General features: G+C 73.4%; 14 protein-coding genes. 11 read left to right on the plus strand and 3 right to left on the minus strand.

Annotated elements, in window-relative coordinates; genetic code table 11:
* Nucleotides 1–345: 345 nt before the first annotated feature.
* The 7 genes from ABZT03_RS33040 to ABZT03_RS33070 all read left to right on the plus strand — a co-directional run bounded on the left by ABZT03_RS33040 (nucleotide 346) and on the right by ABZT03_RS33070 (nucleotide 5009).
* Nucleotides 346–1086, plus strand: a complete 741-nt coding sequence (locus ABZT03_RS33040; RefSeq protein ID WP_356046256.1) for a hypothetical protein — start codon at nucleotides 346–348, stop codon at nucleotides 1084–1086.
* 216 nt (nucleotides 1087–1302) lie between these two features.
* On the plus strand, nucleotides 1303–1593 hold the full coding sequence (locus ABZT03_RS33045; RefSeq protein WP_356046258.1) for a hypothetical protein: 291 nt from the start codon (nucleotides 1303–1305) through the stop codon (nucleotides 1591–1593).
* Nucleotides 1594–1777: 184 nt separating this feature from the next.
* Entirely contained in the window at nucleotides 1778–2275 is a 498-nt protein-coding gene (locus ABZT03_RS33050; protein WP_356046259.1) for a DUF5949 family protein, read from the plus strand.
* Complete coding sequence (locus tag ABZT03_RS33055) at nucleotides 2275–2880, plus strand: vitamin K epoxide reductase family protein (protein WP_356046261.1); 606 nt, start codon at nucleotides 2275–2277, stop codon at nucleotides 2878–2880. Before ABZT03_RS33050 ends, ABZT03_RS33055 begins: the two co-directional genes overlap by 1 nt.
* Nucleotides 2881–2998: 118 nt before the next feature.
* On the plus strand, nucleotides 2999–3523 hold the full coding sequence (locus ABZT03_RS33060; RefSeq protein WP_356046262.1) for a hypothetical protein: 525 nt from the start codon (nucleotides 2999–3001) through the stop codon (nucleotides 3521–3523).
* 135 nt (nucleotides 3524–3658) lie between these two features.
* Nucleotides 3659–4159 carry a tyrosinase family oxidase copper chaperone gene (locus tag ABZT03_RS33065; protein ID WP_356046264.1) on the plus strand — a complete coding sequence of 167 codons (501 nt, stop codon included), beginning with the start codon at nucleotides 3659–3661 and terminating at the stop codon, nucleotides 4157–4159.
* Nucleotides 4143–5009: a tyrosinase family protein gene (locus tag ABZT03_RS33070; RefSeq protein WP_356046265.1), complete on the plus strand. Its 867-nt coding sequence runs from the start codon at nucleotides 4143–4145 to the stop codon at nucleotides 5007–5009. The genes ABZT03_RS33065 and ABZT03_RS33070 overlap by 17 nt, the downstream gene beginning before the upstream one ends.
* 88 nt (nucleotides 5010–5097) lie before the next feature.
* Here the strand turns inward: ABZT03_RS33070 and ABZT03_RS33075 are convergent, their stop codons facing one another.
* The 3 genes from ABZT03_RS33075 to ABZT03_RS33085 all read right to left on the minus strand — a co-directional run bounded on the left by ABZT03_RS33075 (nucleotide 5098) and on the right by ABZT03_RS33085 (nucleotide 8037).
* The gene (locus tag ABZT03_RS33075) at nucleotides 5098–5442 is read right to left on the minus strand and encodes a chaplin (RefSeq protein ID WP_356046267.1); all 345 of its coding nucleotides are present in this window, start codon (nucleotides 5440–5442) and stop codon (nucleotides 5098–5100) included.
* A gap of 135 nt (nucleotides 5443–5577) precedes the next feature.
* A complete protein-coding gene (locus tag ABZT03_RS33080; RefSeq protein WP_356046269.1) occupies nucleotides 5578–7167 on the minus strand; it encodes an acyl-CoA carboxylase subunit beta in 1590 nt (529 codons plus the stop codon).
* A gap of 75 nt (nucleotides 7168–7242) precedes the next feature.
* Entirely contained in the window at nucleotides 7243–8037 is a 795-nt protein-coding gene (locus ABZT03_RS33085) for an AfsR/SARP family transcriptional regulator (RefSeq protein WP_356046271.1), read from the minus strand.
* Between the two features lie 260 nt (nucleotides 8038–8297).
* Between ABZT03_RS33085 and ABZT03_RS33090 the strand changes: the two genes are divergently transcribed.
* The 4 genes from ABZT03_RS33090 (at nucleotide 8298) to ABZT03_RS33105 (ending at nucleotide 12854) form a co-directional block, all read left to right on the plus strand.
* On the plus strand, nucleotides 8298–8555 hold the full coding sequence (locus ABZT03_RS33090; protein ID WP_356046273.1) for a hypothetical protein: 258 nt from the start codon (nucleotides 8298–8300) through the stop codon (nucleotides 8553–8555).
* Complete coding sequence (locus ABZT03_RS33095; RefSeq protein ID WP_356046275.1) at nucleotides 8552–10801, plus strand: TOMM precursor leader peptide-binding protein; 2250 nt, start codon at nucleotides 8552–8554, stop codon at nucleotides 10799–10801. Before ABZT03_RS33090 ends, ABZT03_RS33095 begins: the two co-directional genes overlap by 4 nt.
* 185 nt (nucleotides 10802–10986) lie before the next feature.
* Nucleotides 10987–12195 (plus strand): histidine kinase, encoded by a 1209-nt coding sequence (locus ABZT03_RS33100; RefSeq protein WP_356046277.1) that lies wholly within the window; start codon nucleotides 10987–10989, stop codon nucleotides 12193–12195.
* 44 nt (nucleotides 12196–12239) lie between these two features.
* Nucleotides 12240–12854 carry a response regulator transcription factor gene (locus ABZT03_RS33105; RefSeq protein WP_356046279.1) on the plus strand — a complete coding sequence of 205 codons (615 nt, stop codon included), beginning with the start codon at nucleotides 12240–12242 and terminating at the stop codon, nucleotides 12852–12854.
* The last annotated feature ends 47 nt before the right edge of the window (nucleotides 12855–12901 follow it).

Raw genomic sequence — 12901 nt, forward strand, 5'->3', positions numbered from 1 at the left:
GATCCGTCTGGTCATGGCGGTGTTCTACGGAAAGACAGCCCTTTCCGCAATGAGGCCTCTCCCCGGAACCCCACGGGTGGGCGGCCGGTTCGCTTGCGTCCGGGAGTGGCGCCGTCCGGCTACCCCCTCCCGGGTTGCGGGGGTGCGCCTTCCGGGCCACCCGCCGTCCCTCGAACGGGGGAGGTGGGCACCGGGGTGGGCTGCCGGGCGTGGCGAGCCGCTGACCTGGGGCGACGGCCTCGATCCGGGGTCGATCGGGAGACCCGGTGTGTTCGATCGGTTGCAGAGCGCGGTGGGCGCTTCCACGGTGGGCTCAGGATCCGACGCACATCGAAAGGAACACCCATGCGTGCTCTGCCCGCACGGCGTATCGCGTCCACCGCACTCTGCGCCACGCTTCTGCTCGCGATCGCCGCGCCCGCCGCCCTGGCGGCCGAGAACCACTCGGACCGGGAGCGCACCCATGCGGCGTCCCACGCGCCCGTCCCCGGCGCGGACGAACTCGTCGCCCAGGTCAAGTCCCTGGGCGAGCTCGGCGACGTGCTGACCCCGGTCACCGAACTGCTGGACGCCGTGCTCAAGGCGGACAGCGGTCAGCTCTCGCCCGTGGAGGCGAAGCCGCTCGCCGAGGCCGTGCAGACGGCCGTCTCCAAGATCATCGCCGCCGCTCCGGCCGCCTCGGCGACCACCCCGGCCACGACCCTGCCGGCCACGACGCTCCCCGCCACGACGCTCCCCGCGGCCAGGGCCGCCGCCGGCATCGAGGCGGCCGGTGGGACCAGGGCCGCCGCGGTCCGCGCGGCCGACCTCACCGGCGACGCCCTCACCGCGGTCCAGACGGCCGTCGACTCCCTGCTCAAGGCAGCCACCTCCGGTGACGTCAGCCAGGTGGGCCCCGCGGTCACCGGCCTGGAGACGGACCTCGTCAACCTGCTCACCGCGACCCTGCTGGGCAGCGGCCTGCCGGAGCCGAGCCTGGAGGGCATGTCCGGACTGCCGGCGCTGCCGACCGTGCCCGACGCGCCGACCGTGCCCGACGCGCCCGACGTGCCGGAGGCCGCGGTGGGAGTCGCGCCGCCCACGTAGCGAGCGGTGTCCACCCGCGTGCGCGAGCCGTCGTGCCGGCCTCCCCCCTGCTGTGGCCGGCACGACGGCTTCCGCGCGCCCGCCCGTACCACACTCCGTTCGTTCGGGTGGCCTGCGGAAACCCTCGCCGTACAGGGTTTCCGCTGCGGCCGAGGATCGTTGGACACGGCGTCAGAACTGCCGTCGGCGACCTGGGTTGCCGCAGAAAGGAACACGATGAAGTCCCTGAAGGCTGCCGCTGTCGTTGCCGGTTCCCTGGTCCTCGCCGGCGCCGCCGCGCCCGCGTTCGCCCAGAGCACCGCCGACCTGACGCCCTCCAGCCTCAACGGCGCCGTCAACACCCTCACCGCGAGCCCCCTGAACGCGAACGACCTGATGCCGCTCCAGCACCAGTCGGACGCGCTCAACACCGAGAACAAGGACTCGGTGCTCCACACCGTGAAGGGCGCGACCGCCGCGCTGAACAACACCGGCGGCCTCCTCGGCGGGCTGCCCCTCCGGCACTGACGTCGACGGCCAACGACGCGCGCTCCGGGCGCCGTTCGCCAAAAAGGGCCGGTTCCGGGTCGTACGGAACCGGCCCTCCGCGCTGTTCGAAGGTGTCCCTCGTTCGTGTGGACACGGCCCGCCCGATCGCCCGGTCGGGTGAGACCCGTCCGGCCGTATTCCGGCGCGTCGATAGGGTCGCGCGGTGACCTCAACCCCCAACGAAACCCGCCCCGCCCGCCCCGGCGACCTGGGCACGCTCGTCGTGATGGCCTGGAGCGGCGAAGGCCCCGACGGTGACATGCCCTACCTCCTCGCCTACTCCCTCGGGGACGCCGCGGACGGCCCGGAGGCCGCGTCGGCCGCCCTCGAAGCGCTGCTGGAGGCCAACGACCTGCCCGTCGGCGGCGACCTCGTCGACGGCAACGGCAGGCCGGGCCTGCCGGTCAGCCTGCTGGTCGAGTCCGGCCAGGCCGTCCTGACCATGCCGGGCTTCAACGCCACCTGCACCCCGCCGCCGGAGTGGCTGGAGGCCGTCGCCGAACGCGGTTTCGCCTACTTCGTGTTCACCACCCGTCCCTGGCCCGAGGCGCAGCCCGGCCGGCCCGTCGCACCGGAGGCGCTGGCCGCCTTCGCCGGCGCCGACGAGACGCTGAACGCGGCAGCGCACATCGTCCTGCCCGCCCGCCGCCTGCGCGGCTGATGGACGCCCCCGCGGGGCGGCGGGCGCGGGCCGAGGGCGGCGGCACCGCCTTCGCGCTGCTGGTGGTGATCACCGGGGCGGCCGGGCTGCTGGCCTCCTGGGTCATCACGATCGACAAGTTCAAGCTGCTCGAGGACCCCGGCTTCACGCCCGGCTGCAGCCTGAACCCGGTGGTGTCCTGCGGCAGCGTGATGAAGAGCGGCCAGGCCTCGGTGTTCGGTTTCCCCAACCCGATGCTGGGTCTGGTCGCCTACGCCATGGTGGTCTGCGTCGGTGTGAGCCTGCTGGCCAAAGCCCGCTTCCCCGGCTGGTACTGGCTGCTCCTGGACGCCGGGTGCCTGTTCGGGGTCGGATTCGTGTCCTGGCTGCAGTTCCAGTCGCTGTACCGGATCAACGCCCTGTGCCTGTGGTGCTGTCTCGCTTGGGTCGCCACCATCCTCCTGTTCTGGTACGTGACGTCCTTCGTCGTACGGCACCGGTTCCTGCCCGCACCGGACGGACTGCGGGCGTTCCTCACCGAGTTCACCTGGGTCGTGCCGGTCCTGCACATCGGGATCGTGGGCATGCTGGTGCTGACCCGGTGGTGGGATTTCTGGACGAGCTGATCATTCGCTCGGTCGTACCACTGCGGCACTCGGAGGAACCCTGCGCTGGTCGCCGCCTCGGGATCGTTACGCGGTACGGACGTTGAGCCCCCGAATCCTGAAAGGGACCGCAGCTGACATGAAGCCGACCACCCGAGGAACCCTCGCCGCCGTCATCACGGGTGTCGCGGCCGCCGCAGCCGCCGTGGGTGCCGGCGCGGCCCCCGCCGCCGCGCTCGGCGCGGTCCCCGTCCCCGTGCCCCTGGACGGCGTCGAGAAGTCCCTCAACACCGAGCTGCCCAAGCTCGGCGGGGAACTGCCGCTGCCGATGCCGGGGCGGCCCGACGGTCCCCGGTACGTCGAAGGCCGGCTCCTTCCCGAGCCGGTGATCCCGCAACTGCCGCTCACCGGCGGGCTGCCCGGCGCGGGCCTGCGCGCCCCGCTGCCGCACGTCCTCGGGGACGACTTCGACCACGTCGCCGTCGGGGTGCCCGCCGCCGACCTGCGCACCCTGTCGCCCGGCCTGACCCTGGACGCCCCGCTCACCGCGCCCGACCCCGACCACTTCGGCCTGCCCGCGCTCAAGTCGCCGCAGGCGGGCGTGCTCGCCCCGGCGCTGCAGACCGTGCCCGGCGCGGACCTGGGGATGGGCCCCGGCCTGTAGGACACGCCGGCCTCGCCGGGCCGCGCCGGGGGACGGCCACCGGGTGTGGGCCGGATCGGACGGTGCCGGACGGTGACCCGGCGGGGCGCCGGGCGGTTACCGCTACGGACAACCGAACCGGACGAGGAGCGAACGATGAGCGTCAGCGTCAGCGTGGGTGGCGGAGTCGCGGTACCGGCGGACACCGGACGGCGGGACGGGGACCGGGGGAGAGCCGGGCCGCCGCACGCCACCCGCAGGGACGCGCTGCGGGGGCTGCTCGCGCCCGCGGCCGCCGTGGCCCTGGCCGCCTCCCGGGCCCCGCGGACGCTCCGGGCGCCCGCGGACCTCGCGTTCGACGAGACCTTCCTCGGCCGGCGCATCCAGGGCCTGCGGACCGGGGCGGACGGGGCCGGCGGCCGCTGGCACGTCACGGTCGACGGCCGGCCCCTGCACCTGATGCGCCGCGCCGACGGCACCTGGCTCAGCATGGTCGACCACTACCGGTCGTACCCGACGGCCCTGGAGGCGACCCGCGCGGCGGTCGGCGAACTGGTGCCGGGACAGCGGCTGCGCGCCACCGGGGGCACGGCGGCGGACGACATGAGCGGCGGGGGACACCAGCACACGGGGGGACACCATGGCGTACATCCGTAAGGACGTGAGCACGCTGACGCGCGCCGAGCGGCGGCGCTTCGTAGGGGCGCTGCTGGAGGTCAAACGGCGGGGCGAGTACGACGAGTTCGTGCGCACGCACATCGCCTACTTCGTCTCCGACGGCGAGGACGGACTGCGCACGGCCCACATGGCGCCCTCGTTCCTGCCCTGGCACCGCCGGTTCCTGCTCGACCTGGAGCGGGCGCTGCGCCGGGTCGACGCGTCGGTGAGCGTGCCGTACTGGGACTGGACCAGAAACCGCACGGCGGCCTCCGTGCCCTGGACCGCGGACCTCCTGGGCGGCAACGGACGGCGCTCGGACCACCGGGTGACCACGGGACCGTTCGCCTACGCGGAGGGCGACTGGACGCTCAAGGTGGGCATCACCGACGAGAAGTACCTCACCCGGGACCTCGGACGCGCCCGCGACCCGATCGCGCTGCCGACCGCGGGCGAACTGGAGTCGGCGCTGCGTGAACCCCTCTACGACGCCGCGCCCTGGGACTCCACCTCCGCCAAGGGCTTCCGCAACGGACTGGAGGGGTGGGGGACCGGGCGGGGCAGTGTCTCCTGGCGCAACCACAACCGCGTGCACCGCTGGGTCGGCGGGGTCATGGTCGGCGGCGCGTCCGTCAACGACCCGGTGTTCTGGCTGCACCACGCCTTCGTGGACCTCCAGTGGTCACGCTGGCAGCAGCGCCACCGCGGCGCCCGCTATCTGCCCGCGCAGCCGCCCGGCCCGCGCAGCGACCAGTACGAGCGGATCGTCGCGCGGCACGAGAAGCTGCCGCCGTGGGACGTGACGCCGGACCAGCTGGAGGACGTCAGCGGGATCTACCGGTACGCGTGAGGCGGCCCGGAACAGGGAGGAGCCCCGGCGCTCGAGGTGCCGGGGCTCCGTGGGCGCGTGGTGCGCGCGCCGGTCGTCCGTGGGGACGTCAGTTGCCGTAGCCGCCGTTGCCGTGGGCGCCGTGGCGCTTGCCGCCGTGCCTGCCGCCGTGCTTGCCGCCGTGCTTGCCGTCGTCGGTCTGCTTGGCGTGGCCGCCGTCGTTGCTGCAGTGGTTGCCGAACGCCGGGTTGAGCAGACCGATCACGTTGACGGTGTTCCCGCACACGTTGACCGGGATGTGGATCGGGACCTGCACGACATTGCCCGACAGGACGCCGGGCGAGCCGATGGCTGCACCCTGGGCGCCCGCGTCGGCCATGGCCAGGCCGGCGCCGCCGAGTGCCACGGCACCCGTGCCGAGGGCGACGACGGCTGCCTTCGCGATGCGAGACATCACGTTCTCCTTTGATTCGGTGAGCGCGGCGGCAGGACGCGCCGCCGCACTTCCCGTTCAACGCGGCCACCCACGGCTGGTAACGGCGATCATGCGGAATCACCCTTTCCGAACCGGTGTCCGGGCGGCCGACGTTCACATCGGCGGGTTGCCGTGCTTGCGCTCGGGCAGGGCGACGCGCTTGGCGCGCAGCATCGCCAGGGACCGGACGAGCACCGCGCGCGTCTCGCCCGGGTCGATGACGTCGTCGACGAGACCGCGCTCGGCAGCGTAATAGGGGTGCATCAGCTCGGATTTGTACTCCTTGATGAGCCGCGCCCGGGTGGCGTCGGGGTCGTCGGAGGCGGCGATCTCCCGGCGGAACACCACGTTGGCGGCGCCCTCCGCGCCCATCACGGCGATCTCGTTCGTCGGCCAGGCGAAGGACAGGTCCGCGCCGATCGAGCGGGAGTCCATGACGATGTAGGCGCCGCCGTACGCCTTGCGGACCACCAGCGAGATCCGGGGCACGGTCGCGTTGCAGTACGCGTACAGCAGCTTGGCGCCGTGCCGGATGATCCCGCCGTGCTCCTGGTCCACGCCGGGCAGGAAGCCGGGCACGTCGACCAGGGTGACCAGCGGGATGTTGAAGGCGTCGCAGGTCTGCACGAACCGGGCGGCCTTCTCCGAGCCGTGGATGTCCAGCACGCCGGCCAGCGCGGCGGGCTGGTTGGCGACCAGGCCCACGACGTGGCCGTCCAGGCGGGCCAGCGCGCACACCACGTTGGGTGCCCACGCCTCGTGCACCTCGAAGAAGTCGCCGTCGTCGACGATCTCCTCGATCACCGCGCGCATGTCGTACGCCTGCTGGGGGTCGGCCGGCACCAGCGAGGTGAGGGCGTCGGTGCGCCGGTCGGCCGGGTCACCGGACCGCTCGACGGGAGGCAGCTCGCGGTTGTTCTGCGGCAGCAGGGACAGCAGATGGCGTACGTCGGCCAGGCACTCGGCCTCGTCGTCGTAGACGAAGCCGGACACGCCCGAGATGCCCGCGTGCACGTCGGCGCCGCCGAGCCCGTCGAAGGTGATCTTCTCGCCCGTCACGGCCTGCACCACGTCCGGGCCCGTGATGAACATCTGGGCGGTGCCGCGCACCATGAACACGAAGTCGGTCAGGGCCGGCGAGTAGGCGGCGCCGCCCGCGCACGGGCCCAGGATCACGCTGATCTGCGGGATCACTCCCGAGGAGCGGGTGTTGCGGCGGAAGATGCCGCCGTAGCCGGCGAGCGCCGTGACCCCCTCCTGGATGCGGGCGCCGGCGCCGTCGCTCAGGCCCACCAGGGGGGCGCCCGCCGCCTCGGCCAGGTCCATCACCTTGTGGATCTTCTGGGCGTGGGCCTCGCCCAGGGCGCCGCCGAAGACCCGGAAGTCGTGGGCGTAGGCGAAGACCGTGCGGCCGTGCACCAGGCCCCAGCCGATCGCCACCCCGTCGCCGTGCGGCTTGCGGGCCTCCAGCCCGAAGCCGGCGGCGCGGTGCCGGCGCAGCGGTTCGATCTCGCTGAAGGTGCCCTCGTCGAAGAGCAGGCGCAGACGCTCGGGGGCGGTGAGCTTGCCCTTGGCGTGCTGGCGGCGGGTGGCCTCCGCGTCGGGGCCCCGGCTCAGCTCCTCCTTCAGCCGTTTCAACTCGTCGGTGGAACGGCCCAGATCGGGTGCCGGGGCGAGGGCGAGCAGTTCGTCGAAGGTCGTCATTGCGCCACCGTAGGGAGACGTCCTCAAAGCCCCCGGCACGTCCCCTGGAGAACGGCTCGACCCCCGGCCGCGCGGTCAGTCGGCGACGGCCGGGTGCAGCACGCGGTCCGGGTCGCCGGCCAGCACCGCCTGGTGCAGCCCGCGCAGCGCGGCCGACGGCTCCAGGCCCAGCTCGCGCACCAGCGAACCGCGCAGCCGCTGGTAGGCCTCCAGCGCCCGCCAGCTGCCGCCGGTGTGGTGCAGGGCGCGCATCAGCTGGGCGCAGAAACCCTCGTGCAGCGGGTGGCGGGCGGCCAGCACGCGCAGCTCCGGGACCACCTCGGCGTGGCGGCCGAGCCGCAGGTCGGACTCGATGCGCCGCTCCAGGGCGGTGGTGCGTTCCTCGTTGAGGCGCAGCACCTCCAGCTCCAGCACCGAGCCGGCCGGTACGTCGACCAGCGCCGGGCCCTGCCACAGGCCGAGCGCGCGGCGCAGCAGGTCGGAGGCCGTGCGGTAGTCGGCGACGTCGTAGGCGGCCCGGCCGTGCTCGGCGAGCCGCTCGAACTCGTGGGCGTCGACCTGGCCGGGCTGGACCCGCAGCAGGTAGCCGCCGAGCCGGGTGACCAGGACGTCCTTGGCGTCGACCGCGGGTTCGTCCGCGAGGGCCGCGGCGATCTTCCGGCGGAGCTGGAGGATGTACGTCTGCAGCGTGGTGGACGCGCTGCGGGGCACGTTCTCGCCCCAGATCTCCTCCATCAGCGTGGGCACCGTCACCACGCGATCGGCGTGCAGGGCGAGCAGCGCCAGCAGCTGGCGGGGCTTGGCGGCGGTGGGCACCACCGGGACCCCGCGCTCGTGTGCGGCGAGCGACCCCAGGACCTTGATCTCCATGCGTGTCTCCCCCTCGGGCACGGCCGCCTGGTGATCCCCGCGGCGACCGGTACGGAGTCCTGACACCGAGATTCGCATCCGGGGCCCCGCCGGCCCAGTGAGCCAGGCATGCGCTGCTTCATGAAAATGTCATGGGCGTCCTGTGAACGTGGCACTGCCGCCGGGGCGCCGTCCGCCCCAGACTCTCGAAGCAGACGCCGACGGAAGTTCGATCTGCGCATCGGCCATCACGTATTCGTCGTTCATCACAGGGGGCCCACATGAACGTGACAGAAGAAGTCATACGGTTCGCGGAGCTGGCGGCGCGCACCGGTCTGGAGCCCGAACTCGCCCGGCGCTTCGACGCGGACCGGGAAGCGGTGCTCAGGGAGTTCGGTCTGACGGCCGCCGAGGCGGAGGACGCGGCCGGCGAGAGCCGCGTCGTGGAGAGCCTCACCGCGGCCGCCTCCGACGCCTCGACGGCGCGCTGGTGCACCTGCTGGTCCCCGGAGCTGCCGAGCGGTCAGGTGAGTGAGTGACCGCGGAGAGATCCGCCCTCGGCCCGTTCGTGGCGTTCAAGCGCCATGTGCGGACCGAAACCGCCGGTGGTGAGGCCGTGTTCGTCCTGTCCGACAAGGACGTCACGGCCGTCCGGGGGGCCGGGGTGGGAACCCTGGTCTCCCTGCTGGACGGCAGCCGTACGCTCCCCGAACTGCTGCGGGAGGCCGCGTCGGCCATGCCGGTGGACGAGGCCGGGCGGCTCCTGGGCCGGCTGGCCCGGGCCAACCTGGTCGGCTACCGGCCCGACGGCCGCTGCCCGGCGGAGGCGGGCGCCGAGGGCCGGTCCGCGGAGGCCTACTGGGACCGCGCCGGTCTCGAGGGCACCGCGGCCCAGGAGCAGGTGTGCGGTACCCCGGTGGCGCTGCACACCGTGGGTGACGTCGACCCCGAGGAGGCGCACGCGGCCTGCCGGGGGGCCGGTCTGAGCACCGTGCCGGCCGACGCCGACGCGCCGTTCGCGCTGGTGCTGTGCGAGGACTATCTGCACCCCCGGCTCCGTTCCCTGGCCGCGCGTCTGCGCGGCCGGGGGCGGCCCTGGCTGCTGGCCAGGCCGCTGGGCGCCGAGCCCTGGACCGGCCCGGTGTTCGCGCCGGGCGGGGACGGGCCCTGCTGGGAGTGCCTGGCGCACCGGCTGAGGGCGCACCGGCGCGCGGAACGGGAGGTGCAGCGGGTGCTCGGGCTGGACGGACCGGTGCCGCGGCCCGCGCCCTCGCTGGCCGCCGTCCGCGCTCTGGGGCTGCACAGCGCGGTCCTGGAGGCCGCCAAGTGGCTGGCGGGGCTGCGGTGTCCGGAGCAGCGGGCGGTGTGCGCGCTGGACAGCCTGACCCTGCGCAGCACCCACCACCAGGTGACGCGGCGCCCGCAGTGCCCGGGCTGCGGCGACCCGGGGCTGGTGGCCGAGCGGACCCGGCGACCGGTGACGCCGGTCTCCCGGCCCAAGGCGGCCGGCGGCGGCAGCAACGACCGCGCGCTGTCCGCCGAGCAGATGCTGGAGCGCAACCGCCATCTCGTCGGGCAGCTCACCGGCGTGGTGACCGACATCCGGCCGCTGCCCGGGATGCCCGAGGGGCTGCACGCCTACGACTCCGGCCACAACCTCGCGCTGCGCGCCCAGGCGCCGGCCGGGGTGCGGCGGGTGCTGCGGGCGCGCAGCGGAGGCAAGGGCGCCACGGCCGCGGAGGCGCGGGCCAGCGCGCTGGGCGAGGCGGTGGAACGGTACTGCGCCTCCCGGCAGGGCGACGAGCTGACCGTCCGGGACAGCTGCGCCGCCCTGGGCGAGCGGGCCGTCCACCCCAACACCTACCAGCTGTTCCACCGGCGGCAGTTCGCCGAACGGGACCGCTGGAACGCCGTGCACGGGTCCTTCCACCAGGTGGGCCGGCCCTTCGACACCGGCGCGCCCACCGACTGGACGCCGGTCTGGTCCCTCACCGCGGGCACCCACCGGCTGCTGCCCACCTCCACCCTGTACTTCGACACCTCGCCCGGCGGCACCGCCGACGGGCTGTGGGCCGACTCCAACGGCAACGCGGCGGGCAGCAGCCTGGAGGACGCCGTGGTCCAGGGGTTCCTCGAACTCGTCGAACGGGACGCGGTCGCCGTGTGGTGGTACAACCGGCTGCGGCTGCCCGCCCTGGACCTCGACGCGTTCGACGAGCCGTGGCTCTCCGGACTGCGGGACGCCTTCGGCCGGGCCGGCCGTACGGTGGAGGCGCTCGACCTCACCACCGACCTCGGCGTACCCGTCGTGGCCGCCGTGTCCAGGCCCGCCGACGAGCGGGAACCCGACCTCGTGTGCGGCTTCGGCGCGCACTTCGAGCCACGGCTCGCGCTGCGGCGGGCCCTGACCGAGGCGGCCCAACTGCTGCCCGCACCCCAGCCGATGCCCGGCGGGACCCTGCTCGCCCAGCCCCAACTCGTGCCGGATCCGGGGCAGTCGGCCCGGGTACCCGGCGACTGGCCGGACTTCCGGCGCCACGACGACCTGCTCGCGGACATCGAGCACATCCGCGCCCTGGTGACCCGGCACGGCATGGAACTGCTCGTGCTCGACCAGACCCGGCCGGATGTCGGGATCGCGGTGGTGAAGGTGGTGGTGCCCGGACTACGCCCGTTCTACGCCCGGTTCGCGCCCGGCCGGCTGTACGACGTACCGGTACATCTCGGCCATCGCAGCCGCCCGCTCGTGTTCGAGGAACTGAACCCCGTTCCGCTGCCCGTATAGATCAGCTGCATGCATCACATATCCCTCTTGTCGTGCCGCTACGGCCTATAGTTCAGTCTCAGATCCTCCCGAGTCCCAGACCCGGGGGTCCGAAACGGGCGGGCGGTGTCCGTACGTGTTCCGGACATCCCGGAGGCGCGCCACCGCGCGCCGGCCGGTGGGGGTCCGGATAGGGGGAATGTGCGATGCGGAGCCCTGTCACGGGGGCGAGACGGCAGGGGAACCGGACCGAGGTTCCGGCGCCGCGGCTGGCTCAAGGCATCAGCATCACCGTCATCTCGGGGTTCGGCGTCATCACGCTGCTGAACGTCCGCAACGCGGTGTCGGGAGACGTACAGCTGGGCCTGTGCCTCGCCGCCGTCCTGGCGCTCTACGCCCTGCAGTTCCTGGTCACCTCGTCGGGTGCCCGGCGGTGGTCCCCCCTCCACCGGGCACTCGCGCTCTGTCTGCAGGCGTCCCTCACGTTCGTGCCCATGGTGTGGGTCGGCATCGCCTGGGGCAGCATGGCGGGACCCCTGGGCGGATCGATTCTCCTGCTGCTTCCCCCACGTCTCGCCTGGCCCTGCTACGGCGCCGTCACCCTGACGATCCTCGGCTGGTCGCAGTCCTCGGGCCTGCACGCCCTGGAGGTCGGCTACTTCACGATCTCCACCGCGCTGACCGGCCTGGTCATCTTCGGACTCACCCGGCTCACCGACCTGGTCCGCGAAGTGCACGCCGCCCGCGCCGAGATGGCCCGGATGGCGGTCACCCAGGAACGCCTGCGGTTCGCCCGCGACCTGCACGACCTGCTCGGCTACAGCCTCTCCACCATCACGCTCAAGAGCGAGCTGATCCACCGGCTCATCCCGGCCAACCCCGAGCGGGCCCGCGAGGAGGTCGCCGGCGTGCTCGGCGTGTCCCGCCAGGCCCTCGCCGACGTACGGCTGGTGGCCAGCGGCTACCGCGAGATGTCGCTGGAGACCGAGGCGGCCGCCGTCGCCGAGGTGATGGCCGCGGCGGACGTCCAGGTCGACACGGACATCGGCTGCGGCAGACTGCACCCGCTCGTGGACACCGTGCTGGCCACTGCCCTCCGGGAGGGGGTCACGAATATCCTCAGGCACAGCAAGGTCCAGTCGTGCGGGATCACGGCCGCCGTGGAGGGGGAGACGGTGCGTCTGACGCTGGTCAACGACGGTGTCGTGCGCCAGGAGAAGCCCGCCGCGGGCCGCGGCAGCGGCAGCGGGCTCGGCAACCTGCGCACCCGGCTCACCGAGATCGGCGGCCGGCTCACCGCCGGCACCACGGAGGCGGGACACTTCCGGCTCGTGGCCGAGGCGCCCGTCAGGCCCGACACCGCCGACACCACGGGCACCACGGACGGCGGCGGGGCGAGCATGTCCCTGGCGTGAGATCCGGGAACGGCCAGGCATTCGGGGGAACAGGGGGAACAACAATGCTGTCGGTGAGGATCCTGCTTGCCGAGGACGTGCACATGATCCGCGGCGCGCTGGTGGCTCTGCTCGAACTGGAACCGGACCTCCAGGTCGTCGCCTCGGTGGACCGGGGCGACCTCATCGTGAAGACCGCCCTGGAGGTACGGCCCGACGTCGCCGTCATCGACATCGACCTGCCCGGCACCGACGGGCTGTCCGCGGCCGCCGAACTGCGCGTCAGGGTGCCCGAGTGCCGGAGTCTGATCCTCACCAGCCTCGGCCGTCCCGGCACCCTGCGACGGGCGATGTCGGCGCAGGTCTCCGGCTTCCTGCTCAAGGACTCACCGCCCGACCGGCTCGCCCACGCGGTGCGGACCGTCGCCGGGGGCGGACGGGTCGTCGATCCCGAACTCGCGCTCAGCGCGTGGGAGGCGCCGGACAATCCGCTGTCGCCGCGCGAGACGCAGGTGCTGCGGCTGGCGGCGCGGGGGGCCGACGCGGGGGAGATCGCTGAGCAGTTGTTTCTCACGCCGGGGACCGTGCGGAACTATCTGACGGCGATCGTCGACAAGTTGCACGCGCGGAATCGGGTGGACGCGATTCGGATCGCGGAGGAGGCGGGGTGGGTGCCGTAGCCTTGGCGGCGGCCTTGGGGGTCGGTGGTTGGGGGCGGGGGCCGGTT

Origin of the sequence: Streptomyces sp. NPDC005574 (genome assembly GCF_040605435.1) — a bacterium.
GTDB lineage: Bacteria > Actinomycetota > Actinomycetes > Streptomycetales > Streptomycetaceae > Streptomyces.